At 61.6% G+C, this 24,704-nt stretch carries 22 protein-coding genes and 1 tRNA gene; 4 read left to right on the forward strand and 19 right to left on the reverse strand.

Features of this window, described 5'->3' with window-relative positions:
* Positions 1 to 376: 376 nt before the first annotated feature.
* From ACE3UG_RS08590 to ACE3UG_RS08650, 13 genes are all read right to left on the reverse strand, one after another.
* A complete protein-coding gene (locus ACE3UG_RS08590) occupies positions 377 to 2,647 on the reverse strand; it encodes an EAL domain-containing protein (RefSeq protein ID WP_374622320.1) in 2,271 nt (756 codons plus the stop codon).
* A gap of 400 nt (positions 2,648 to 3,047) precedes the next feature.
* A complete protein-coding gene (locus ACE3UG_RS08595) occupies positions 3,048 to 3,443 on the reverse strand; it encodes a MerR family transcriptional regulator (RefSeq protein WP_374622323.1) in 396 nt (131 codons plus the stop codon).
* A 92-nt stretch (positions 3,444 to 3,535) separates the two neighbouring features.
* A complete protein-coding gene (locus ACE3UG_RS08600; RefSeq protein WP_374622325.1) occupies positions 3,536 to 3,928 on the reverse strand; it encodes an integration host factor subunit alpha in 393 nt (130 codons plus the stop codon).
* A 63-nt stretch (positions 3,929 to 3,991) separates the two neighbouring features.
* Entirely contained in the window at positions 3,992 to 6,439 is a 2,448-nt protein-coding gene (gene pheT / locus ACE3UG_RS08605) for a phenylalanine--tRNA ligase subunit beta (protein ID WP_374622328.1), read from the reverse strand.
* A gap of 86 nt (positions 6,440 to 6,525) precedes the next feature.
* On the reverse strand, positions 6,526 to 7,539 hold the full coding sequence (gene pheS / locus ACE3UG_RS08610; protein WP_374622330.1) for a phenylalanine--tRNA ligase subunit alpha: 1,014 nt from the start codon (positions 7,537 to 7,539) through the stop codon (positions 6,526 to 6,528).
* 139 nt (positions 7,540 to 7,678) lie between these two features.
* Entirely contained in the window at positions 7,679 to 8,038 is a 360-nt protein-coding gene (gene rplT / locus ACE3UG_RS08615; protein ID WP_010806048.1) for a 50S ribosomal protein L20, read from the reverse strand.
* A 25-nt stretch (positions 8,039 to 8,063) separates the two neighbouring features.
* Positions 8,064 to 8,261: a 50S ribosomal protein L35 gene (gene rpmI / locus ACE3UG_RS08620; RefSeq protein ID WP_150550186.1), complete on the reverse strand. Its 198-nt coding sequence runs from the start codon at positions 8,259 to 8,261 to the stop codon at positions 8,064 to 8,066.
* A gap of 176 nt (positions 8,262 to 8,437) precedes the next feature.
* Positions 8,438 to 8,956 carry a translation initiation factor IF-3 gene (infC, locus tag ACE3UG_RS08625; protein ID WP_374622509.1) on the reverse strand — a complete coding sequence of 173 codons (519 nt, stop codon included), beginning with the start codon at positions 8,954 to 8,956 and terminating at the stop codon, positions 8,438 to 8,440.
* A 52-nt stretch (positions 8,957 to 9,008) separates the two neighbouring features.
* Positions 9,009 to 10,916: a threonine--tRNA ligase gene (gene thrS / locus ACE3UG_RS08630; RefSeq protein ID WP_374622334.1), complete on the reverse strand. Its 1,908-nt coding sequence runs from the start codon at positions 10,914 to 10,916 to the stop codon at positions 9,009 to 9,011.
* 237 nt (positions 10,917 to 11,153) lie between these two features.
* Positions 11,154 to 11,230 (reverse strand) — tRNA-Val (locus tag ACE3UG_RS08635).
* A 184-nt stretch (positions 11,231 to 11,414) separates the two neighbouring features.
* The gene (locus ACE3UG_RS08640) at positions 11,415 to 13,712 is read right to left on the reverse strand and encodes a bifunctional (p)ppGpp synthetase/guanosine-3',5'-bis(diphosphate) 3'-pyrophosphohydrolase (protein WP_374622336.1); all 2,298 of its coding nucleotides are present in this window, start codon (positions 13,710 to 13,712) and stop codon (positions 11,415 to 11,417) included.
* 47 nt (positions 13,713 to 13,759) lie between these two features.
* The gene (locus ACE3UG_RS08645; RefSeq protein ID WP_374622339.1) at positions 13,760 to 14,116 is read right to left on the reverse strand and encodes a RidA family protein; all 357 of its coding nucleotides are present in this window, start codon (positions 14,114 to 14,116) and stop codon (positions 13,760 to 13,762) included.
* 66 nt (positions 14,117 to 14,182) lie between these two features.
* Entirely contained in the window at positions 14,183 to 15,058 is an 876-nt protein-coding gene (locus ACE3UG_RS08650; protein ID WP_374622512.1) for an alpha/beta fold hydrolase, read from the reverse strand.
* Between the two features lie 165 nt (positions 15,059 to 15,223).
* Between ACE3UG_RS08650 and ACE3UG_RS08655 the strand changes: the two genes are divergently transcribed.
* Positions 15,224 to 16,015, forward strand: coding sequence for a 3-hydroxybutyrate dehydrogenase (locus ACE3UG_RS08655; protein WP_374622341.1), 792 nt, complete (start codon positions 15,224 to 15,226; stop codon positions 16,013 to 16,015).
* A 244-nt stretch (positions 16,016 to 16,259) separates the two neighbouring features.
* Here ACE3UG_RS08655 and ACE3UG_RS08660 read toward each other — a convergent pair whose 3' ends face one another.
* The gene (locus ACE3UG_RS08660) at positions 16,260 to 16,898 is read right to left on the reverse strand and encodes a CoA transferase subunit B (protein WP_199070824.1); all 639 of its coding nucleotides are present in this window, start codon (positions 16,896 to 16,898) and stop codon (positions 16,260 to 16,262) included.
* Positions 16,899 to 16,921: 23 nt separating this feature from the next.
* On the reverse strand, positions 16,922 to 17,620 hold the full coding sequence (locus ACE3UG_RS08665; protein ID WP_374622345.1) for a CoA transferase subunit A: 699 nt from the start codon (positions 17,618 to 17,620) through the stop codon (positions 16,922 to 16,924).
* Positions 17,621 to 17,846: 226 nt separating this feature from the next.
* Here ACE3UG_RS08665 and ACE3UG_RS08670 point away from each other — a divergent pair, with 226 nt between their 5' ends.
* Positions 17,847 to 18,392, forward strand: a complete 546-nt coding sequence (locus tag ACE3UG_RS08670; RefSeq protein WP_374622347.1) for a LuxR C-terminal-related transcriptional regulator — start codon at positions 17,847 to 17,849, stop codon at positions 18,390 to 18,392.
* Between the two features lie 59 nt (positions 18,393 to 18,451).
* Here ACE3UG_RS08670 and ACE3UG_RS08675 read toward each other — a convergent pair whose 3' ends face one another.
* The 3 genes from ACE3UG_RS08675 to ACE3UG_RS08685 all read right to left on the reverse strand — a co-directional run bounded on the left by ACE3UG_RS08675 (position 18,452) and on the right by ACE3UG_RS08685 (position 21,069).
* On the reverse strand, positions 18,452 to 18,907 hold the full coding sequence (locus ACE3UG_RS08675) for an acyl-CoA thioesterase (RefSeq protein WP_374622350.1): 456 nt from the start codon (positions 18,905 to 18,907) through the stop codon (positions 18,452 to 18,454).
* A gap of 141 nt (positions 18,908 to 19,048) precedes the next feature.
* Positions 19,049 to 20,113: a DctP family TRAP transporter solute-binding subunit gene (locus ACE3UG_RS08680; RefSeq protein WP_374622352.1), complete on the reverse strand. Its 1,065-nt coding sequence runs from the start codon at positions 20,111 to 20,113 to the stop codon at positions 19,049 to 19,051.
* A gap of 179 nt (positions 20,114 to 20,292) precedes the next feature.
* Entirely contained in the window at positions 20,293 to 21,069 is a 777-nt protein-coding gene (locus ACE3UG_RS08685; RefSeq protein WP_374622355.1) for an SDR family oxidoreductase, read from the reverse strand.
* A 178-nt stretch (positions 21,070 to 21,247) separates the two neighbouring features.
* Between ACE3UG_RS08685 and ACE3UG_RS08690 the strand changes: the two genes are divergently transcribed.
* Positions 21,248 to 22,918: an electron transfer flavoprotein-ubiquinone oxidoreductase gene (locus tag ACE3UG_RS08690; RefSeq protein WP_374622358.1), complete on the forward strand. Its 1,671-nt coding sequence runs from the start codon at positions 21,248 to 21,250 to the stop codon at positions 22,916 to 22,918.
* Between the two features lie 137 nt (positions 22,919 to 23,055).
* Positions 23,056 to 23,370, forward strand: coding sequence for an MliC family protein (locus ACE3UG_RS08695; RefSeq protein WP_374622361.1), 315 nt, complete (start codon positions 23,056 to 23,058; stop codon positions 23,368 to 23,370).
* Between the two features lie 94 nt (positions 23,371 to 23,464).
* On the opposite strand, the gene aroC is transcribed toward ACE3UG_RS08695, so the two are convergent.
* Positions 23,465 to 24,568, reverse strand: coding sequence for a chorismate synthase (gene aroC, locus ACE3UG_RS08700; RefSeq protein ID WP_374622364.1), 1,104 nt, complete (start codon positions 24,566 to 24,568; stop codon positions 23,465 to 23,467).
* Positions 24,569 to 24,704: the final 136 nt, after the last annotated feature.

A 24,704-nucleotide genomic window follows, 5' to 3' on the forward strand; every position in this document is an offset into this window, starting at 1 on the left:
GGACAGAAATTCTGGTCGCGACCGGCATTCGTCGTGTCAGCGAATTGCCGCCAATTCCGATCTGCGCGTCGAACTTTTTCCTCGCTTCCGATCCTCGGCTTGTCGCGCCCCGCGCCTTCGGATTCCGATCTTCATGCACCGCACATCTTCGTCATTGCAGGGCATCGAGCGCCCTGCACCCGCACCGTTGCCCAGTGCGGGCTGCCGCGTCGACACCCTCCGGGCGCGTCGTTCGTTACCGTGGCGACGGCCGGGCAATTCTATAGCACGCCGACGAAGCTCCCACACGAACAACCGATCCAATGATCGATTTATTACGAATACCTATTTAATTCATCGATTAACAGAGTACTTCCATTTTCAAACTCCAAGTTCCTTATCTGCAAATGCCAAATCGAGCGATTACCGCATCAAGCTTGTCGATTTCGACCGGCCTGGAGAATAAATAACCTTGTGCGCACAGCGGCACAAAATGACGCAACCAATCCAGTTGCCGATCGTTCTCCACACCTTCGACGATCAATTCGATCCCCAGCGAACGCGCAATATTGACGATGTTCGAAATCATGAGGCACGACCGCGACGAATCGGGAATCGACTCCACAAATGATCGATCAACTTTGAGTGTATCGACGGGGAAACGCGTCAGGTAGGACAACGACGAATATCCGGTACCGAAGTCGTCCAGTGCGATGCGCACGCCCGCGCGCTTGAACTGCTCGATTTTCATTTCCACAAGCGCCGGATTCTTGACCATGACCGATTCGGTGATTTCCAGCTCCAGACGACTCGGCTCGATGGCGTGCTCCTTCATGAGACGTTCCACGAGCTCGCCGATGTCACCGCGCCAGAACTGCACCGACGAGACATTGACGGCGAGCCGCAGCGACGCATTCGGCGTGCCGCGCCAGGCGGCCAATTGTCGGCACGCTTGCGTGAGTACGAACTCGCCGATTGCCACGATCTGCCCGGTCGTCTCGGCCAGGGGGATGAACTCGCCCGCATTGAGCACGCCGCGCTCCGGGTGACGCCAGCGAATCAACGCCTCCAGGCCGCGCACGCAGTCCGACTCGAGCGCAATGATCGGCTGATACGCAAGGAAGAATTCGCCATTGGCCAGTGCTTGCTCCATCTGGCGCTCCCAAACGACGAGTTGGTGTGCCTGATACGTCATCTGCTGCGTATAGACGCGCACCAAGCTCTTGCCGGCCTCCTTCGCCGAGTACATGGCCAGGTCCGCCTTCTTGATGAGATCCGCTTCGGTCTCCTCTGGCTTCGACCAGAACGTCACCCCGATGCTCGCGTGCAACGCGAACGACGTGCCGTCCGCCACCATCGGCGCCTTGAGCGCGGCGAGCAGCGTTTCGCCAAGCGGTTCGGCGTCGAGCGGCACGCCGTCTCCCGCCACCAGCACCATGAACTCATCGCCGGCGAAGCGCGCCAGCATGGCGCCTGGCGGCATGCGCGGGGCGAAGCGCTCGGCCACTTGGCGGATGATCTCGTCTCCGTGAGCGTGGCCAAGCGTGTCGTTCACGCTCTTGAAGTTGTCGAGATCGATGTGCAACAGCGCAACTTTGCCGATTTGATCGGGATCGGCCAGCGCGCGACGCAGCGACTCCATCAAGGCGTATCGGTTGGGAAGACCAGTGAGCGCGTCATACGAGATCAGGCGTGTGAGCTGCTGGTCGCGACCGATGAGTCGCTGCATCAGATAGGCGATCATTGCGAAGAACACTATGAGCGCCACCGACACGAAGGTCGCCATCGTCAGATAGACCCGCACCACGTGCCGGTATTCGGCCAGCTCCTCGTCCATCGACAAGCCCACTTGAACGGCCAACGGATAATCGCGCAGATGGCGATACGCCACGATGCGCTCAATGCCGTCGATCGGATCGCGTTGCACGCCGGAGGTACGCTGCTCTGCCGAGAACGGCGGCAACTCCCCTGAGCCTGCAACGGCGACACTTGCACCGGTGCTACGCGCGAGGACCGTGCCATCGTCGGCGATCACGGCGATCTGGCCGTACTGGCCGAGCATGGCGCTGGTGTAAAAATCGGAGGTGAAGTAACCGGGCGCCTGCGACACAACGACCACTCCGGCGAAGCTGCCATCGGGGTGATTGAGACGCCGGGAGAACTGAAGCACCCACTTGCGCGACACCCGCCCGAAGACCGGATGACTAATGAACAAGCTATCGTTCGCGTCGTCGCGATGTACCCGGAAATGCTCTCGGTCTGCGATGTTGACGCCGGCGGCGCCGGGCATCGTCGCCGCGGTGACGTCGCCTTTGGCGTCCACCACACTGACGAGCACGAGGTAACGATCCGCGACGATACCTTTGGCAAGCGTTTGCTTCAGATCGAAGTCGCCGCGACTGCGCTCGAATTCATATTTGACGAACCGGGTGACTTGATCGACCTGACGGATCGCACGTAGCGTCTGTTGCTCGAGCGCGGTCGCCACGGTCGATGCCGATGCCGCCGTATCGCGCAGAATGACCTGGTGCTCGATGGAGATGCGCCACAGCACGGCCGTCCAGACCAGGGCCAGAATCAGGACGCCGAAAATCAGGATCGCGGCGATTGAGCGATGGGACGTCGTCCAACGTCCGTGTCGCGTTTCCGTCGTTCTCGGGTCCGCCATAGGTCGAGATCCTTTTATCCTTCGCGCGGCTGCGCGAAACGGTCGGTGTTGCGCCGGTTATCAACAGGATCCAGGGGGCGTCAGACACACGCCATTGTTTCAGGCAAGTGTAAGGCAATCGCAGCACGCCCGGAAGCCGTTGGGCGTCTCACAACGTTTGAGGGTCCGAACCCAATCGCACCGGGCGCGCGCCTCCCCGCCACGGCGGCGTACCCTATTTCGGATTACGGATATTTCGGCAACGGCCGCATTGGTGGAATCCCTTGGTTCGCGCGACCGGGTTGCCCGACCTCGCTCGGAGGCGACTGAATGCCAACGCTCGGGGCCGGGCAAGCCGACGCGTGGCGGCCTGACACCGGAGGGAATGGGCATGCGCGATGGCCGCAACGCGGCCATCCACTCAGGATTTGAGTAAATCGATGACAGCTTCGAGACGATGACGCAAATCAACCACGTCGAGCACGCCATCCGGCTCGCTCGACGGTATCTGCCCGCCCCCTTCACCGGCGCCGCCCCCCGTCGCACGCGGGCCTCGCGGTGTATCGGCTTCGAGACGGTTACGAGCACCGTTGATGGTGAAGCCCTGCTCATAGAGCAGTTCCCGGATACGCCGGATCAGCAGGACTTCGTGGTGTTGATAGTACCGTCGGTTACCGCGTCGCTTGACGGGGCGAAGTTGCGTGAACTCCTGTTCCCAATAGCGCAGAACGTGCGGCTTGACGCCACACAGCTCGCTCACTTCACCAATGGTGAAGTAACGCTTGGCGGGAATCGGCGGCAAGGCAACGTGATCCATCGCGGCGTTAGCGGAATCGGACGACGGTTAGATTGCGAATGAAAACCAGCGGATGAAAACTAGCGGCCGCCACAGAGGGCGGCGGCCGGGAACTACTTGCTCAGCACGCCGGATTCCACCATCGACTTGAGCTTTTGGCTCGCGTGGAAAGTGACAACGCGTCGTGCGGCAATCGGAATGGCCTGGCCGGTCTTCGGATTCCGACCTGGCCGTTGTGGCTTGTCGCGCAACTGGAAGTTGCCGAAGCCGGAGAGCTTGACGCTATCGCCAGACTCGAGCGCGTCGCGGATCGACTCGAAGAACGCCTCGACCATATCCTTCGCTTCGCGCTTGTTCAGGCCCACGTGCTCGAACAACAGCTCGGCCAGTTCGGCCTTGGTCAGCGTCGGCGCTTCGGTCGAGACCTCGTTCGTTTCGCTGCGACCCAGCGCGATACGTTGCGCCGCCAGCATGGCTTCAAATTCACCAGGATTCATTTCGTTCATACGTCCCACGCGATGGCGATGACAGTGCGATAACCCAACTCGCAAGCGGATTTCTACTGAGTTTCAGGCGCGCAAACGTGCGCCGAACCCTTCTACCCGTTGTACCAGTGCGTTAATAGCACCCTGGACCGTCTCGTCCTGCAACGTACCCGAGGGGTCTTGCAGAGTAACACGAAACGCCACGCTTTTGTCCTGCGCGCCAAGCGAGCCAGACACCGCGCCGGCCTTCGGTCGGAACTCGTCGAACAACCTTACCGATTGCACCACGCTGCACGCCGGATCGTCGTGCCGCGCCGCCAGCATGGCGTCGAGCAACCCTTGCACCGGCTGTGCCTGATCCACCACCAGCGCGATATCGCGCGTGACCGGCGGGAACTTCGAGATGTCCTCATAGCTCGCGACATCGCGCACGAAGAGTGCCTCTGCTTCGATCTCGAACAGCACCGGCGCATGCGGAAGATCGTACTTCTGTTGCCAACGCGGATGCAACTCACCGAGGTAACCGACACGCTTGCCATCGACTTCGATCGCCGCGCTGCGCCCCGGGTGCAACGCCGGATGTTCGGCTTTCACGAAGCGCGCCGTGCGCGGGGACAGCAAGGCTTCGAGATCGCCCTTCACGTCGAAGAAGTCGACCTGACGCGTCGCCGCCGCCCACTGCTCCTCGAGCACCGGGCCGTAGGCCAGCGCCGCAACGGTGAGCGGCTGACGGTAACCGCCCACGCTCAACTCGCCCGAAGCGATCGTGTTATCGCGATGATACGTGCGGCCGATTTCGAACACGCGCACGCGCGACGCCTTGCGATTCAGGTTGTAGCGCGTGGTCGCGATCAGGCTGCCGATGAGCGTCGAGCGCATCACCGCAAGGTGGCTGGCAATCGGATTGAGCAGCTTGATGGGATGATCGTTACCGGCAAAGTCGGCTTCCCACTCCGCGTCGGCGAAGCTGAAGCCCACCGTCTCGTGATAATCGCGCGCCGCCACCGCGTGACGCACGGCGTGCTGCGAGCGGCGCCCCTCCTGCGTCGGTCGCATTTCGCTGGCGGCGACCGGCGGATTGGCCGGAATCCGATCGAAACCGTAAATGCGTGCGATCTCCTCGATGAGATCTTCTTCGATCTCAATGTCGAAGCGATACGACGGCGGCGTGACTTCGAACACACCGTTGTGCAGCGTGAAGGGCAACCCCAGACGGGTAAAGATCGCGCTCATCTCCGGCTCGGTGACCGGCACGCCCAGAATCTTGACGGCACGGGCAACACGCATCTTCACCGGCGAACGCTCGGGCAACTTCGCGACCTGATCGTCGAGCGGCCCGGCCTGACCGCCACAGATCTCGAGCACCAACTGCGTGGCGCGCTCGAGGGCACGCACGTTCCCGGCGAAATCGACACCGCGCTCGAAGCGGTGCGACGCGTCACTGGTGAAGTTGTACTTGCGCGCGCGGCCCTGAATCGCTTGCGGGAAGAAGAACGCGCCTTCGAGAAAGATGTTCTGCGTTTCCAGCCCCGCCTTGGTCGAATCGCCGCCCATGATGCCGGCAAGGCCGATCGGGCCGCTGGCATCGGTAATGGCGAGCACGCTCTCGTCGAGCGTCACGATCTGTTCGTTGAGCAGCTTGAGCGTCTCGCCCGCACGCCCGAAGCGCACGTCGATACCGCCTTGCAGACGATTCAGATCGTAGACATGCAACGGCTGGCCCAGCTCGAGCATCACATAGTTGGTGATGTCGACCAGCGCGGAAATGCTGCGCTGACCGGCACGCTCGAGTCGCTCCACCATCCAGCGCGGCGACGCAGCGGCAGCGTTCACGTTACGGACGATGCGGCCACCGAAGCGTCCACAGCCTTCCGGCGCGCTGATGCGCACCGGTAGCGTGTCGGCGATCGTTGCAGCTTGAGCGCCTTGAGCGCCCTGTCCCGGCAAATCCTTGAGCGGTGCGCCGGTAATCGCGGCGACTTCGCGGGCGATACCGAGCAGCGACAGGCAATCGGCCTTGTTCGGCGTGAGTTTGACGACGAATACCGTGTCGTCCAGATCGAGATACTCACGGATATTCATGCCGACCGGCGCATCGTCCGGCAGGATCATCAGACCGGCATGATCTTCAGAGAGCTTCAGCTCGCGCGCCGAGCACAGCATGCCGAAACTCTGCACGCCGCGCAGCTTGCCGATCTTGATCTGGAACGGCGCACCACCGGCTTCAGCCGGCGGCAGCGCAGCGCCCACGGTCGCGCATGGCACCTTGATGCCCGGCGCCACATTTGGCGCACCGCACACGATGGTGAGCGTCTCGCCGGTGCCGGCGTCCACCTGGCAGACGTTCAGGCGATCGGCGTCCGGATGACGCGCGACTTCGAGCACCTTGGCCACCACCACGCCGGTAAAGGGCGGCGCGACCGGGTCGGTTTCCTCGACTTCGAGCCCAGACATCGTCAGGGCGTGCGCCAATGCGTCCGTCGACAAATCCGGGTCGACCAGGGTACGCAGCCACGATTCAGAGAATTGCATGGATCAGTTCGCTCGCAGTTAAGTCTTCACTTCCGAGAGCCCAGCGGCAGCGACTTCGCGCGCCCGCCCGGGGCTGTCGGCATCGATTACATGAATTGGCGCAGGAAGCGCAGATCGTTCTCGTAGAACAGGCGCAGATCCTGCACGCCGTAGCGCAGCATCGTCAGACGCTCGAGCCCCGAGCCGAAAGCAAAGCCGATGTAGCGCTCCGGGTCGAGTCCCATATTGCGCACCACCGTCGGATGCACCTGCCCCGAGCCCGAAATTTCCAGCCATTTGCCGGCGTTCTTGCCGGTCTCGAATTGCATGTCGATCTCGGCGGACGGCTCCGTGAACGGGAAATACGACGGGCGGAAACGCACCTGAATGTCGTCGCGTTCGAAGAACTTGCGCAGGAAATCGGTATACACGCCCTTCAGATCGGCGAAGCTGATGTCTTCGGCAATCCACAGGCCTTCGACCTGATGGAACATCGGCGAGTGCGTGGCATCGGAGTCGACACGATAGGTACGGCCCGGTGCGATCACCTTGATCGGCGGCTTGTTCATGCGTGCGTAACGCACCTGCATGGGGCTCGTGTGCGTGCGCAGCAGCAATGGCTTGCCGGCGTCGTCGTTACCTTCGATATAGAAAGTGTCCTGCATCGAGCGGGCCGGGTGGTTCTCCGGGCTGTTCAGTGCAGTGAAGTTGAACCAATCGGTCTCGATTTCCGGGCCGTCGGCCACATCGAACCCAATGGAGCGGAAAATCTGTTCGACGCGCTCCCAGGTGGTGAGCACGGGGTGCAGGCTACCGGCGCCCAGGCCTCGGCCGGGCAGCGTGACATCGATCGCTTCGGCGGACAGACGCGCGTCGAGCAGCGCATCGGCCATGGCCTGGCGGCGCGCCTGCAGGGCGCCTTCGATCTGTTGCTTGGCCGCATTGATCCGTGCGCCCTCGGTCTTGCGCGTCTCAGGATCGAGCTTGCCGAGGCCTTTGAGCAACTCGGTCAGTTGGCCGGTCTTGCCGAGAAAGCGCGCTTTCTCGTTTTCCAGCGCGGCGGCGTCGGGAGCGGCGGCGAACGCACGCTGCGCATCGCTGACGATAAGTTCCAGATCCATATGCTACAGACTCAAGTTAGGCGGTCGGAATGGCCGCATGGACAAGCGAAAAGGCGAGCGAAAAACAAAAGGGGGCTCCGGTGAGAGCCCCCTCTTGGCGAATGGCACGCGGTTAAACGCGCTATACGCTAACTACAGCTTAGGCTGCGACGGCGGCTTTCACCTGAGCGACAATCGCGGCAAACGCCGGCTTGTCGTTGATGGCCATGTCGGACAGCACCTTGCGGTCGAGTTCGATCGAGGCCTTTTTCAGACCAGCGATGAACACGCTGTAGGTCATACCGTGCTGACGCACACCTGCATTGATACGCGCAATCCACAAAGCGCGGAACACGCGCTTCTTGTTACGGCGATCGCGATAGGCATACTGCCCGGCGCGCATGACCGCTTGCTTGGCAATGCGAAAGACGTTATTGCGGCGGCCGCGGAAACCCTTGGCAGCAGCGATGACTTTCTTATGGCGGGCCCGTGCGGTGACCCCACGTTTGACTCGAGGCATGTTTCTCTCCTATCTAAGTCGGGGTTTAAGCGAAGGGCAGCATTGCGCGTACGGAGTTCATATCAGACTCATGAACGCCGACGGCACCGCGCAGGTGACGCTTATTCTTGGTGGTCTTCTTCGTCAGAATGTGACGCTTGAAGGCCTGACCACGCTTGACGGTACCGCCAGGACGCACGCGAAAGCGCTTCTTGGCACCGCTCTTGGTTTTCATTTTGGGCATGAAAAACTCCGGGTTTTTAACATGATCACAGGTGTGACGCCAAAATCGCGCCCCTTGTAGAACCCGGGATCACTTGTGTTCAGGGTCGGACTGCACCCTGCATCGCTGCTGCGTCCTTGCGGGGCGCGGCGGCAATTTCTTACTGCCCGGCGGCATCACTCGATACCGCCACGGCGTTACTTCTTCTTCGGCGCGATGACCATGATCATCTGACGACCTTCCATCTTCGGCATCTGTTCCGGCTGGCCGAACTCTTCGAGATCGGTCTTCAGACGTTCCAGCATACGGGCGCCGATTTCCTGGTGGGCCATCTCACGACCGCGAAAACGCAGCGTGATCTTGGTCTTGTCACCTTCTTCGAGGAACCGCCTCAGATTGCGCAACTTGACGTTGTAATCGCCGTCGTCGGTGCCAGGCCGGAATTTGACTTCCTTGATCTGAACAACCTTCTGCTTGAGCTTGTTCTCGTGCGCTTTCTTCTGTTCCTGATACTTGAACTTGCCATAGTCCATCAGGCGGCACACCGGCGGCTGCGCTTGCGGCGCGATTTCCACCAGATCGACGTCGGCCTCTTCGGACATACGGAAAGCGTCGGCGAGTTTCATGATGCCGAGCTGCTCACCGTCGACTCCGGTTAGACGCACTTCAGGCGCAGTGATTTCGCCATTGATGCGATGCGCTTTATCGGTAGCGATGTTGCTTATCCTCGAAAAATAACAAAAATTTAGCCGCGCTGTCCGACAGGCGTTAATGGAACGTCGCGCATTCCTGCACAAGACGTTCGATGAGCGCGTCAACGGGCATTACGCCCAGATCCGCACCGCCACGGGCACGCACGGCTACCGTATTTGCCTCTTGCTCCTTGTCCCCCACTACGACGAGATAGGGGACTTTCTGCAACGAGTGCTCGCGTATTTTATAGCTAATTTTCTCGTTGCGCAAATCGCCGCGAGCCCTAAGCCCTTGTTCTTTCAACTTTTTCGTTACTTCAAGGGCGTAATCGGCCGTTTTTTCGGACACATTCAGCACAATCACCTGCTCCGGCGCGAGCCAGACCGGCATTGCACCAGCATGGTGCTCGATCAGAATACCGATGAAACGCTCGAGCGAACCCAGGATCGCACGGTGCAGCATGACCGGGCGACGGCGGTTGTTGTCCTCCGCGACATACTCGGCCCCCAGACGCTCCGGCATCGAGAAATCGACCTGCATGGTGCCACACTGCCACTGGCGGCCAAGCGCATCCTTGAGCGTGTATTCGATTTTCGGCCCATAGAACGCCCCATCCCCCTCGGCGATCACGAACTCGCAGTTCGAACGGCGCAGCGATTCCATTAGCGCAAATTCAGCTTTATCCCAATTCTCATTCGAGCCGACACGGTGCTCAGGACGCGTTGCGACCTTGTAAATCATGTCCGTGAAGCCGAAATCCTTATACACGTCGTGCAACAGGGCGGTGTAATTCACGCATTCTTCGAGAATCTGGTCTTCCGTACAGAAGATGTGACCGTCATCCTGCGTGAAACCGCGCACGCGCATGAGGCCGTGCAAGCCGCCCGACGGCTCATTGCGGTGACATTGACCAAACTCGCCGTAGCGCAGCGGCAGATCGCGATAGCTGTGCAGCGCCGAGTTGAAAATCAGGACATGTCCCGGACAGTTCATCGGCTTGAGTGCATAAGCACGATTTTCCGACTCCGTCGTGAACATGTTGTCCTTGTAGTTATCCCAGTGTCCCGACTTTTCCCACAGCGCGCGATCGAGAATCTGCGGTGCCTTCACTTCCTGATAACCGTTATTGCGATAGACGCGGCGCATGTACTGCTCGACCTGCTGCCAGAGCGTCCAGCCCTTCGGGTGCCAGAAGACGAGCCCCGGCGCTTCCTCCTGCATATGGAAGAAGTCCAGTGCGCGGCCGAGCTTGCGGTGATCGCGCTTTTCCGCCTCTTCGAGCATGTGCAAGTACGCGTCCTGATCTTCCTTCTTCGTCCAGGCCGTGCCGTAGATGCGCTGAAGCTGCTCGTTCTTGGCATCGCCGCGCCAGTAGGCGCCCGCGACCTTCATCAGCTTGAAGACCTTGAGCTTGCCTGTCGATGGAACGTGCGGACCGCGGCACAGATCGACAAACTTGCCTTCACGGTACAGACCGATTTCGTCCGTCGCCGGAATCGATTCGATGATCTGCGCCTTGTACTTTTCCCCCATCGACATGAACAGACGCACGGCATCGTCGCGCGCGAGCACCTCGCGCGTCACCGGCTCGTCCTTCTTGGCCAACTCGTGCATCTTCGCCTCGATGGCGGCGAGGTCTTCCGGCGTGAAAGCGCGGTGGAACGAGAAGTCGTAATAGAAGCCGTTCTCGATGACCGGGCCGATCGTGACCTGCGCCTCGGGGAACAGCTCCTTGACGGCGTAGGCCAGCAAGTGAGCCGTCGAGTGGCGAATGACGTCCAGGCCGTCCGCGTCCTTATCCGTCACGATGGCGAGGCTCACGTCGCGTTCGATCAGATAGGACGTATCGACCAGCTTGCCGTCGACGCGGCCCGCCAGGGCCGCCTTGGCCAGCCCCGCGCCGATCGAACCGGCGACTTGCGCCACCGTGAGGGGGGCTTCGTACTGGCGTTGCGAACCGTCAGGCAAACGTACCGAAATCATGTCGCACTCCCATGCGCAAAAACGTCACGCGCGGCCAACGCCACGCGGCAAACCACGAAAAAAAACGGCCTCGACTGTCGTCGAGGCCGTCTCTTCATTCCTTACATCCAGACGAAAAACACCCTCGACTTAATGTCGCACCTTCACCACTGTGAAAGTTCGGGCGATCTTCAGCATGAGTGTTTTTCCAGCGCCTGTGCCTGCGGGGTCTCGCGGACTGTGATGCATCAAATTCGTTGGTAGGCTCGATTGGACTCGAACCAACGACCCCCACCATGTCAAGGTGGTGCTCTAACCAGCTGAGCTACGAGCCTACTACAAGAGAACGAGATTCTAGCAAGATTTCAGCAACTCGCCAAGCGATTATTGTGCCTGCCGATGAAAAGGCACGGCAGACAAGCCGTCGATGCGGGTTCGCCCACACGATCGAATCGCCCTCGTCACGCGCGTGCACAACATACCGGCCAGACTTCTGTCGGCAAGGCCGCCGGGCACCGCTTACCGCCGGCGCGACGACACCACGCCGGACACCCCGGTGAGTTGCGCGAGCGCTCGCTGCAGTTGCCCACCATCGCGCACTTCAACGGTGAACTGCATGAACGCCTGAGCGCCGCGCGACTGCGTGCTGACGCCCGTGACATTGAGCTTCTCACGCGAGAACACTTCGGAGATGTCGCGCAGCAACCCTTGACGATCGGTCGCCTCGATCTGGATATCGACCGGATACGCAGCAACGCCGCGTCCTTCGAGCACGTCGGCCGACCACGCCGTCTGAATTACCCGCTCGGCCGCCCGGGCCTTCATGGCTTGAAAACTCGGGCAATCCTGGCGGTGAATCGATACGCCCTTGCCTCGCGTGACAAACCCCACAATCGGGTCCGGCGGTGCCGGACGGCAGCACTTGGCCAATTGCGTCAACAATGCACCGACCCCGACGACCAGCACACCGCTCTTGGCCCCCTGGGTGACACTGGTCTCGAGACTCTTCTTCGCGACAAGCGTGTCCTCGTCGCGCGGCTCCGGTCCCGGCAGGTTGCCCGAAAGCGCTTGCTCGACGTGGCGCAGGCTGAACTCGTCCTTGGCGATCGACGCGTAGAGATCGTCCGGTGTCCGGAATCCAAGCCGAGCGGCCAAGTCCTCAAGATTGACCGACGTCTTGCCTTCACGCTGCAACGTCTTGTCGATCAGCGTGCGGCCTTGAGCGATCGTCTCCTCGAGATCGATGGCATTGAACCACTGCCGCACCTTCTGGCGCGCCCGGTGGCTTTGCAGATACCCCAACTGCGCGTTGAGCCAGTCGCGTGACGGTCCGCCCTGCTTGACCGTCACGATTTCGACCGTCTGGCCGTTCTGAAGCGGCGTATTGAGTGGCACCATCGCGCCGTCGACGCGTGCGCCACGGCAGCGATGCCCGAGCTCCGAGTGCAAGTGATACGCGAAATCGACCGGTGTCGCGCCCTGCGGCAACGAGATCACACGCGCCTGAGGTGTGAGCACGTAAATGTGATCGTCGATCGTCGCCCGCTTGAGCTGCTCCCAGGGCTGCATCGCCCCCTCGACGCCCACCGTGTCGGCCACGTCGTCCTTCCACGCGAGCAACTGGCGTAGCCATGCAATCTTCTCGTCGTAGGCCTCGTTCGCCGAAAACGCACCGCCGTAGCCCCGCTGCCCCGCTTCCTTGTAACGCCAGTGCGCCGCGATACCGTACTCGGCGAAGTTGTGCATCTCATGCGTACGAATCTGCACTTCGAACGCCCGTCCGTCGTCGCCGATCACCACGGTGTGCAGCGACTTATAGCCGTTGGGCTTCGGGCGCGAGATGTAATCGTCGAACTCTTTCGGAATTGGCTGCCAAAGGTTATGGACAATGCCCAGTACCGTGTAGCAATCCTTGATGTCGTCGACAATCACGCGAAACGCGCGCACATCGTACAACTCGGCGAAATCGACGGCCTTGCCGCGCATCTTTTTCCAGATGCTGTAGATATGCTTCGGTCGCCCGGACACCTCCGCCTTGACACCCGCGCGCGCCAATTCGTCCTGAAGCCGCTGGATCGCCCCTTCGATGAACGACTGACGCTCGACTCGCTTCTCTTCGAGCAACTTGGCGATCTGCTTGTACGTGACAGGCTCGAGGAAGCGAAAAGCGAGGTCTTCGAGTTCCCACTTCAGTTGCCAGATACCGAGGCGATTCGCGAGGGGTGCGTAGATCTCGAGCACCTCGTGCGGCATGTCTTCGGGCGGGTCTTTCTTCTGCGCCGCATACCAGCGCAAGGATTGCAGACGCGAGGCCAGCCGGATCATCACCACACGGATGTCCTGCGCGAACGCGAGCAACATCTTGCGCAGCCCTTCCACCTGGGACTTGCGCTCTGCCGCGGCGTCGCGATCGCGCCCGTCGGACGGCATGGCCTGCGCTGCACGCGAGCCCGCACCCGAGAGCCGCTGCAGACGACGCACGTCGATCACCAGCGCGGCGACCTCGGCGCCAAACGTCTGCGTCAACGTGGATTGCGGATCTGGCAGGAATTCGGCGGCAGAAAAGAGCGCCGCCGCCTGATGCGTCGCCTCGTCCACGCGCAGCGTATCGAGAATCGCGATCATGCCGCGCGCGTGCGCGACGATCGGCTCGCCGGACGAAAGCACCTGGTCACCGCAGAGCGCCTCGGCAAACGCGAGTGCGTCGTGGAGCGTAGCGGGCAGGGGTGCGTCACCCACGCCCGGGGCCGAATGCCTGGCGTCGGGCGCCGTGGTGGAATTCGTGCCAGCGGATGTCGGTGTTTGATGTGAGTTCATGTCGGAACGTGGGCCAACGTGCGCCCGTGATGATGCGGGTCGTGCGCTCAGCTTTCGCGCTGCGCCGCGACGACCACGATTTCAACGAGCATGGCAGGGTCGGCGAGCAACGCCTGCACGGTGGCGCGCGGGGGCGCGTGGCCGGCCGGCACCCACTCGTCCCACACCTGATTCATTTCGCCGAAGTACTTCATGTCGGAGATGAAGATCTGGCACGACAAAATCAGTGACTTGTCGCTATTCGCCTCAGCCAGCAGACGATCGATATGGGCAAGTACCTGACGCGTTTGACCGGCCATGTCTTGCGAGCGATCATCCGGCGTCTGACCGGCCAGATAGACGGTACCGTTGTGCACGGCCATGTCCGACCAGCGCTTTTCGACGTAGAAACGTTGTACTGCCATGATGTAAGACTCCTCGTGTTCTTCGAACGTCGGACTCGCCACCGAACCCGCCCGCCAAGGCGGGTGTCAGTCGTCGTGTCCGTCAAAAAATCGGCGCGCGATCGCGATCTGATCGGCATGCACAAAGGTCGGCGCGTGCCCCACGCCCGGTATCTCCACCGCGCGCGCGCGCTGCGCGTGCACCAGCATTTGTTCGAGCGTTGCGCGCGAGAGCAGATCCGACTGCTCGCCGCGCACGATCAGCATGCGCCCGGAAAACGCAGCGAGCGACGCCCAGAGCATCCCTTCGCCCGCCGCAATGGCCTGGGGCGGAATGCCCGAAAATGCCGTCCCGATGGAGGGATCGTAACGCAATACGTAGCCGCCGCCGTCGGCCTTGAACAGCGGTTCGGACAACGCACGCCATTCCTCACGCGTGTGCGGGCCGAACGCCGACGAGATCGACCAGAGATAATCGGCGCCCTCGTCGATCGAGGCAAAACGCTTCGGTATGCCGACATATTGACCGATACGCGTCAGCGCACCGGCATCGATGTGCGGCCCGACATCGTTGAGCAACATATTGCGAATCGGCGTATCCGGCAAACCGGCGAGCCCCATGCCGATCAATCCACCCATCGACGTGCCGAACCAGTCGACCGACGCCACACCGAGCCGTGCGATCAACGTCACCATATCGGCGACGTATTGCGGCACGACATAACCCGCGGGATTTGCCAACCACGACGACTGCCCGCGCCCGACCACATCTGGACACACGACGCGGTAGTCGCTCGCGAATGTCTGCGCCAGAACGTCAAAATCGCGCCCGCATCGCGTGAGTCCATGCACGCACATCAGTACGCGAGGATTCTCCGGGTCGCCCCATTCCGCGTACGCCATGCGATGCAAACCCGACGGACTCAGACACTGAACATTCGACAGACGCGGTGCGTGGCTCAACATGGCGGACTCATCGGATTGGCTTCCAGACCCGAATTCTACCGCGCTTGCCACGAACCGTAAGCTAGAATGAGGCGACTCATGGGCCGCATCAAATGGCAGGTCGCGGCGGGCCCATCGACATGGCTCCAATCCCTCCCCCTCCACCTGCACGGAGACGAAGTAATGCTAAAAGGAAAAATCGCCCTCGTGACCGGCTCGACCAGCGGCATCGGTCTGGGCATGGCACAGGCGCTCGCCGCACAAGGCGCAACCCTCATCACGAACGGCTTCGGCGACGCCGATGCTGCGCGAAAAGCGATTGCCGACGCCGCCGCCAGCGCCGGCCACATCGATGCCAAAGTCGGGTATCACGGTGCCGACATGAGCCGTGCGAGCGAGATCGAAGCGATGATGCAATATGCCGAGTCGACGTTCGGCGGAGTCGACATTCTCGTCAACAACGCAGGCATTCAGCACGTTGCCGAAGTTCAGGATTTTCCGACCGAGAAGTGGGACGCGATCATCGCGATCAACCTGACCTCGGCATTTCATACCACGCGGCTGGCGCTTCCCGGCATGCGTACCCGCAATTGGGGACGGATCATCAACATCGCGTCGGTCCACGGACTCGTGGGCTCGGCGGGAAAATCGGCGTATGTCGCGGCCAAGCACGGTATCGTCGGCCTCACGAAAGTGACCGCACTGGAAAATGCGCAGACCGGCGTGACGGCCAACGCCATTTGCCCCGGCTTCGTGCTCACCCCGCTCGTGCAGAAGCAAGTCGACGACCGTGCCGCGCGAGATCAACTCTCCAGCGACGCCGCGAAACGCTCGCTGCTTGGCGAAAAGCAGCCGTCGGGCGAGTTCGTTACGCCCGAGCAGCTTGGCGCGCTCGCCGTCTTCCTGTGCAGCGACGCCGGCAACCAGGTGCGCGGCGTGGCTTGGAACATGGACGGCGGCTGGGTCGCACAGTAATTCCTGCGCTCGGCGCCGACCACCTTCGAATCGCCCGCGGACGACGCGCGGGTATCGGAAAAACAAAACGGGCGGGGAAATCCCCGCCCGTTTTGCCTTCCACCGATCACCGAGGTTCAACGGCCACGGCGATCCTCAGCAAAGCTGCGCGTCAAACGCCCTCTCCCGCTCGAGAGCACCGGGAGCACCGGGAGCACCGGGAGCATCAGGAAAATCAGGGCGCGGCCGACACATCGCCAAAACCTCAGACGGCGCTCGTATCGAGCGGTGCCCCGGTCTTCTGCGAAATCTCTTCCTTCGTCACGCCCGGCGCAAGCTCGACAACCTTCAGGCCGTCCGGCGTCACGTCGATCACGCCGAGGTCGGTGATGATGCGATTGACAACGCCCACGCCCGTGAGCGGCAGATCGCACGCCTTGAGAATCTTGTGAGCGTCGCCCTTGGCCACGTGCTCCATGAGCACAACCACGCGGCCAACGCCCGCGACGAGATCCATCGCGCCGCCCATCCCCTTGATCATCTTGCCCGGAATCATCCAGTTTGCGAGGTCGCCCTTTTCGCTGACCTGCATCGCCCCGAGAATCGCCAGATTGATGTGACCGCCCCGGATCATCGCGAACGAGTCGGCCGACGAGAAAATCGACGAACCCGGCAGCGTCGTCACCGTTTGCTTACCCGCGTTGATCATGTCGGCATCGACTTCATCTTCCGTCGGGAACGGACCAATGCCCAGCAAGCCGTTCTCCGATTGCAGCCACACTTCCATACCCTCCGGCACATGGTTCGCCACCAGCGTGGGCAAACCGATGCCGAGGTTCACGTAAAAGCCGTCTTCAAGCTCTCGCGCCGCGCGCGCAGCCATTTCATCACGATTCCATGCCATGGTTATCTCCTTGATCTCGGCGCTTACTTGGCACGTACCGTGCGTTGTTCGATGCGTTTTTCCGGGTGTGCGTTCAGCACGATGCGTTGCACGAAGATGCCGGGCAAGTGCACGTCGTCCGGATCGATCGAACCGGTCTCGACCAGCGTTTCGACCTCGACAATCGTGATCTTGCCGGCCATGGCGGCCATCGGATTGAAGTTGCGGGCGGTGCGATTGAACACCAGATTACCGGCGCGATCGGCCTTGGCGGCCTTCACCAGCGCGACGTCGGCGCGCAACGAGCGCTCCATGATATAAGTCTCGCCATCGAACTCATGCGTTTCCTTGCCTTCGGCGACGACGGTACCCACGCCCGTCTTCGTGAAGAATGCCGGAATGCCGGCACCGCCGGCGCGCAACTTTTCGGCCAGCGTGCCCTGCGGCGTGAATTCGAGTTCGAGTTCGCCGGCCAGATATTGGCGCTCGAACTCCTTGTTCTCGCCGACGTACGACGAAATCATCTTCTTGATCTGACGCGTCTCGAGCAACAGACCGAGGCCGAAGCCATCCACACCGGCGTTGTTGCTGATGCAGGTGAGTCCCTTGACACCCGAGTCGCGCAGCGCAGCGATCAGGGCCTCCGGAATGCCACACAGGCCGAAGCCGCCGACGGCGAACGTTTGGCCGTCTGCGACAACATCGGCGAGCGCCTCCTTGGCGCTGGCGTATACCTTGTTCATCGTTTGTCCCTTTCCCTCGGTTGAGAATTGAAATTATGACGCGCTCTCACGCGTTGCGAGGCTTGCGTCGCCCCGCGAATTTCCGCAGCCACGCACCTCATGCAATCATAAAGCTTACGGTGGCAGGCAAATCGGGCACAATACGTGAAATTACATATCTCCCTGCGCGCCGAGCCGCAGCACGCGATGCACCGGCCCGCGGCTCGACCGGATCTGCACTACCCCCATGCCGACGTTCGACTACCAGACAGCTTTCCATATCGCCCCCGTCGGCCTGGTTATCTCTCGCCAGCGCATCATCGAGGACTGCAACCGCCAACTCGGCCAGATTTTCGGCTACGCGCCCGAAGCCCTTATCGGCCAGTCGTTCCAGGTGCTGTATCCGTCGCCCAAAGAGTTCGAACGCATTGGCGAGCGCATTCCACCGATCATGAGCGCCCAAGGGGTCTATTCCGACGAGCGCATCATGCGACGTGCCAGCGGCGAACTGTTCTGGTGTCACGTGACGGGACGATCGCTCGACGTGAAGGACACGCATGCCGCCGGGCTCTGGACCTTCGAAGACATGTCCGCCACACGCCGCGTCGCCGTGGCGCTGACCGCCCGCGAGCGCGAAATTGCAGCGCAACTCGTGCAAGGCAAAACGAGCAAGCAGATCGGCAAGGTTCTCGACATCAGCCCGCGCACCGTCGACATCTACCGCGCGCGCCTGCTGCAGAAGTACGGCGCCGGCACCGCCACCGAACTCGTTCAACGTCTGCTCGGCAACTGACCGACCCGCGCGAGCGGGTGGGGGTGCCCCCACCGCCGCTCACGTCTTCGATACGGGGCTCACACCATCAACGCCCGCACCGCTGCCGGCAGCGGTACCGACTTCTCTTCCTTGTAGTTCACCCAAACGATCTTCGCGCCCCCCTCGGCAACGAGCACCTCAGGCGTATCGGCACGCCACAGTGCAAAGCGAGTGTCGACACTGCTGCGCCCCAGCGCACCCACGTACATGCGGCAATCGATATCGCCCGGATAGCGCAACTGACGCAAGAACGTCATGTTCGCATTGATGATCACCGGCCCCTCCCCCGTCGCGCTTTCCTCCGACGCAATATTCAGCGACTCCAGCCACGAAATACGCACCTGTTCCATATAACGGAAGTAGACGGTGTTGTTGACATGCCCGAATGCATCCATATCGCCCCAGCGAATAGGCATGCTCATGCGAAAGACTTCCTTGTACTCTGCCGACACTGCAAATTCCCCATGTAGAAAAATCGACGCCCTGCCGCGCATTGGCAGGACGTCATGGGGATAAAGTGTAGCGCTTCGGATCGATTGGCGCGCGTCAACGCGTCGCGACTCGCCGCGCCCGGCCGCCTTTTCGGAATGTCGTGAGCCCGCCGCCTCGGACATTTCCGAGGCATGGCGGCGCAACTACTTGCGAAAACCGACCTCGTGCGATTTGCCGATCGTCGTGTCGCCATTGACGGCGGCTTCAGCCTTGTCGACCAGATCGCGCCCGACGAGGGCCTTCCATTTGGCATAGACGGGACGCGTGGCATCGACGAAGCGCTGGCGTTGTTCCGGAGTGAGTCGGGTGACCTTCACGCCGCGTGCGGCCAAGTCGTCCCATATGCCACGCCCGTTGCTCAGAAAATCCTCGCGTGCCAGGGTCACTTCGAAGCGCGCCGCCTCCATCGCCGCGTCGCGAACGATATCGCGGTCCTGTTGCGTCCAACTATCCCAGACCTGCCGGTTGACGACGAACACAATGGGATCGGCCACGTAATCCCACACCGTGACGAAGCGCTGCCCCACGGTGTCGAGCCGCACGTTGTTGAAGACCGTGATCGGATTTTCCTGGCCATCGATCTTGCGTTCGCGCAGCGCCCGCATGGCGTCGTTCCAAGTCATCTGGGCCGGCACGGCACCCAGTGCCGTGAAGATGTCGTTGAACAGCAGCGAGCCAACGACACGCACGCGCAGCCCGCGCATATCCTCGGGCGAGCGAATCGCCCGGCGAGAATTGCTCAGTTGCCGAAAACCGTTCTCGCCCCAGGCGAGCGGCACGACCCCCTGCTCTTCCACACGGCGGAACAGTTCACGCCCCACTTCGCCCTGCGTGATCGCGTCGAGAGACCGATAGCCACGCAGCAGGAACGGCAGAGAAAAGAGATTGAATTCGGGAATCGCCGAAGACCAGTTGATCGTCGAGCCGACCGCCATATCGATCACGCCCTGACGCAATGCGGAGAATTCGCGCGTCTGATCGCCACCCACGAGCGCGGCGCCCGGGTGCAGTCGTATGTTGATGCGTCCGTGCGTGCGCTCGCGCACCATATCCGCCCAGAGCTGCGTGCCCTTACCCCACGGGGTCCCCGCATCGGGCACGATCGATAACGCGTATTCGGCTTTATAGGGATGCGCGGCCACCGGCAGCGCGAATGAGGCGAGGGCAAGCGCGACTCCGACGAGCCCCCGCCAGCCTTGATTCGGCATGTTGTCCTCAAGATGATTCGGGATCCGACGTCAACGCGACGCCCTTCACAATCCCGTGAGCATCAACGAATTATGCGCTCATCGTCATGAGGCTGACTGCCTCGGACAATCCCCGATTGCCGCATTGCAGCGAGCCTGCGCAATCGATCGAACCATCGCCAAATCCGACCTGACAAGACTTAGACGACGGCCAGCCCATCGTCGATCGTCATGATCGAGCCATTGATAAATCTGGAATCGTCTGAAGCAAGGAGCAGAATCAGCCCGTCGAGATCGCTGGGCTCGCCCACACGCTGACGAGGCAGCATCTGGATCAGCTTGCGACCGGCTTCGGTCTGCCAGTGTTCGTGATTGATCTCGGTGTCGATATACCCGGGACACAACGCGTTGACGTTGATGTTGAAGCGCCCCCATTCCAGCGCCATCGCGCGCGTCATGTGGATGACGGCCGCCTTGCTCACGCAGTACACACCGAGCATGGAGATCGCCCGCTGTCCGGCCACCGACGCCACGTTGATGATGCGATGTTGTCGCTGCGGGTCACCCTTCGCGCGCCGAATCATCCGTTTGGCGACTTCCTGCGCCACGAAGAAGGTGCCGCGCGTGTTGGTGTCGAGGACGAAGTCGTATTCCTGCGGCGTGACATCGACTAACCGTTGCTGGGTCGAAACGCCTGAGTTGTTGATGAGAATGTCGATGGCACCCGCCTCGGTCTCGGCATGGGCCACCCCCGCGCGAATGCTGTCGTAATCGGTCACATCGAGCGGAACGACGTGGGCCGCGCCGCCTTGCGACTCGATCTCCGCGCGCAATTCCTTGAGCCGCTCCACACGTCGACTGGCAAGCACCACCTTTGCCCCAGCCTGGGCAAGCACCTTGGCAAACTGCATCCCCAGCCCGCTCGACGCCCCCGTCACCATCGCCACTTTGCCTTCCAGATTCAGCGAACGCCCCATCGTCTTCTCCCTCAAGCCCGGACAGCCATTGAAAAACGGCAACGCCGCATGGCTTGCCGCTAGAGCTTCCTACCTACCAAACTGAACGATCGTGCTATTAATATGCGGTTGCGAGGTGTTCCCCATTCCCGGAAAATGGCCGCACCCACGAATTCTAACGTTTATAACAGGAGCATCAATGGATCCCAAGCTGCTTGAGCAGTACGGCCCGAGGGAGTCGATGGAGTACGACGTCGTCGTTGTCGGCGGCGGCCCGGCCGGCCTGTCCACGGCAATCCGTTTGAAGCAACGCGCGCAGGAGGCGGGCAAGGAAATTTCCGTGTGCGTGCTGGAAAAGGGCTCGGAAATCGGTGCCCACATCCTGTCCGGCGCGGTCATGGATCCGCGGGCATTGACCGAGCTCATCCCCGACTGGAAAGAACGCGGCGCGCCACTCGACACCCCCGTCGTCGAAGATCGCTTTCTGTTCCTGAACGAGACCGGTGCGACCGCCACGCCGTCGTGGTTGCTGCCTGCCTGTTTCCAGAATCACGGCAATTACGTCATCAGCCTTGGCAACGTCGTGCGCTGGCTCGGCCAGCAGGCCGAAGCGCTGGGCGTCGAGATCTTCCCGGGCTTCCCGGCCGCCGAGATCCTGTACGACGAGAACGGCGCGGTCATGGGCGTGGCCACCGGCAACATGGGTGTCGGCAAAGACGGAGAGCCGACCGAGAACTTCCAACTCGGCATGGAGTTGCATGCCAAGTACACGATCTTCTCCGAAGGCGCCCGCGGCAGCCTCGGCCGCCAGTTGATGCGCAAATTCAATCTCGATAGCGGCCGCGATCCGCAGGCCTACGGTCTGGGCATCAAGGAGCTGTGGGAAATCGATCCGGCCAAGCACAAGGAGGGCCTCGTCATCCACACGGCCGGCTGGCCGCTCAATGCGCAAACCTACGGCGGATCTTTCCTCTATCACTTGCCGAATCACCAGGTTGCCGTCGGCTTCATCGTCGGCCTCGATTACAGCAATCCGTATCTGTCGCCGTTCGAAGAATTCCAGCGCTACAAGACGCATCCGTCGATTCGTCATTTCCTCGAAGGCGGCAAACGCGTCTCGTACGGCGCGCGCGCCATCACGGCAGGCGGATTGCTGGCACTGCCCAAGCTCGTCTTCAAGGGCGGCGCACTGGTCGGTTGCGAGGCGGGCTTCCTGAACGTGAGCCGCATCAAGGGCAGCCACGCCGCCATCAAGAGCGGCATGATGGCGGCCGACGCCGCGTTCGACGCACATATCGCCGAGCGTCAGCGCGACGAGCTCACGGCCTATCCGGCAGCGTTCGAGCAGTCGTGGCTGCATGAAGAGCTCAACAAGGCGCGCAACTTCAAGCAGTGGTTCAAGAAGGGCCTGACCGTGGCCACGCTCATGACCGGCATCGAGCAAAAATTGCTTGGCGGCAAGATGCCCTGGACGATTCACCGCAAGAAGGCCGATCACGAATGCCTGCTTCCTGCGGCGCAATGCCAGCCGATCGTCTACCCGAAGCCGGACGGCAAGCTCACGTTCGATCGTCTGTCGTCGGTCTTCATCTCCAATACCAACCACGAAGAGAATCAGCCGGCGCACCTCACGCTCAAGGATCCCAGCGTGCCGGTCGGTATCAATCTGGCCGAGTACGCCGGACCGGAGCAGCGTTATTGCCCGGCCGGCGTCTATGAATTCGTGAAGAACGACGACGACGCCGAACGTTTGCAAATCAACGCCCAGAACTGCGTCCACTGCAAGACGTGCGACATCAAGGACCCGACGCAGAACATCGTGTGGGTCACCCCGGAAGGGGGGGGCGGGCCGAACTATCCGAACATGTGATGGCGTACTGCCGCCGGTTCGTCCGGCGGTTTTTGTTTGAGCGCACTATTGCCCTATTGCCCCATCACCCCATCACCCCATCACGCCGGGGCGTCGCAATGTCGGTTCCATATCAACGTCAACGGGAAGGAGGCGTGATGTCGAGAATTTCCGCAAGGCTGCCAGGCTTGGCACTGATGGCCAGCCTCGCGCTCAGCGGCAGCGCCGTGCAGGCAAAATCGGTGTCCTACCTGTGTGACAACCGCCACGTCGCGTTGGTCGTCTATGACGATCACAACCTCGGCGGCAACGTTACACTCTATTGGCTGGGGAAGCGCGAGGTCCTCAAGCCTGCACGTGCCGCGAGCGGGGAAAAGCACGTCGGGCCGACGCTCATCTGGTGGAGCAAAGGGCCGGAAGGCACGCTCTACACGGCCGGGGACGAACGCCCTGTTACCCATTGCAAGGAATAGGACGCAAAAAAGCCAGACAACTTGTCTGGCTTTTCGCTTCGACGCAGGTCAACGACGCGCGGTAGCCACCACGCGACTCGTCAGCCCCGCGCCTTCACTCCGGTGCGCGCGCGGCGATGACCGGCGTGCTCACCTGCGCGTCACCGCACTGCGCGCGGTGACGCAGCGCATGATCGATCAGCACAAGCGCCAGCAACGCTTCAGCGATCGGCGTCGCACGAATACCTACGCACGGATCATGGCGGCCGAAAGTCTCCACCATCGACGGCTGACCGGCAACGTCGATCGAACGACGCGGCGTACGAATACTCGACGTGGGTTTGATGGCGATCGACACGTCGATGTCCTGCCCGGTCGAAATGCCACCGAGAATGCCGCCGGCGTTATTACCGACGAAACCTTCCGGTGTCAGTTCGTCGCCGTGCTCCGTCCCCTTTTGCGTGACGCTGCGAAAACCTGCGCCGATCTCCACCCCCTTGACCGCATTCAGCCCCATCATTGCGTGGGCGATATCGGCGTCCAGACGATCGAACAGCGGCTCGCCAAGCCCCACCGGAACACCGGTCGCCACCACACGAATCCTGGCCCCGACGGAATTGCCTTCCTTGCGAAGGTCGTCCATATACGCTTCCAGTTGCGGGACGATTTCCGCATTGGCCGCAAAGAACGGGTTCTGCGACACTTGCGACCAGTCCGTCTGCGCAACTTCGATGTCACCGAGCTGCGTCATGCAGCCGTATATCTGTACCCCATACCGCTCGGCCAGCCATTTTTTGGCGACCGCCCCCGCCGCGACGACCGGCGCCGTGAGACGCGCCGATGAACGTCCGCCCCCCCGATAATCTCGCACGCCGTATTTTTGCAGATAGGTGTAGTCGGCATGTCCGGGGCGGAATGTCTGGACGATATTGCCGTAGTCCTTGCTGCGTTGATCGGTATTGCGGATAAGCAGCGCGATCGGCGTACCCGTCGTGACGCCTTCGAACACGCCGGAGAGAATCTCGACGGCGTCCGGCTCATTGCGTTGCGTGACGTGGCGAGACGTGCCAGGACGGCGCCGATCCAGTTCCATCTGAATGTCGGCCTCCACGAGCGCCATTCCCGGCGGACAGCCGTCGATCACGCAGCCAATGGCCGGGCCATGCGACTCGCCGAAAGTGGTGACGGTAAACAGAGTTCCAAGCGTATTGCCAGACATACGGGGATCAGGTTTGGGGAGGACGGGAAAGGCCTATTATGCCAGCGATCCCGCTGCGCCGCCCCGTCCCGTGCGGCACACCGTGGCGCAAAATGACGCAATCGCGGCATTTTGCGCGCCGATCTGGCACGGCTTC

The organism is Pandoraea sp. (assembly GCF_041919235.1).
Classification (GTDB): domain Bacteria; phylum Pseudomonadota; class Gammaproteobacteria; order Burkholderiales; family Burkholderiaceae; genus Pandoraea.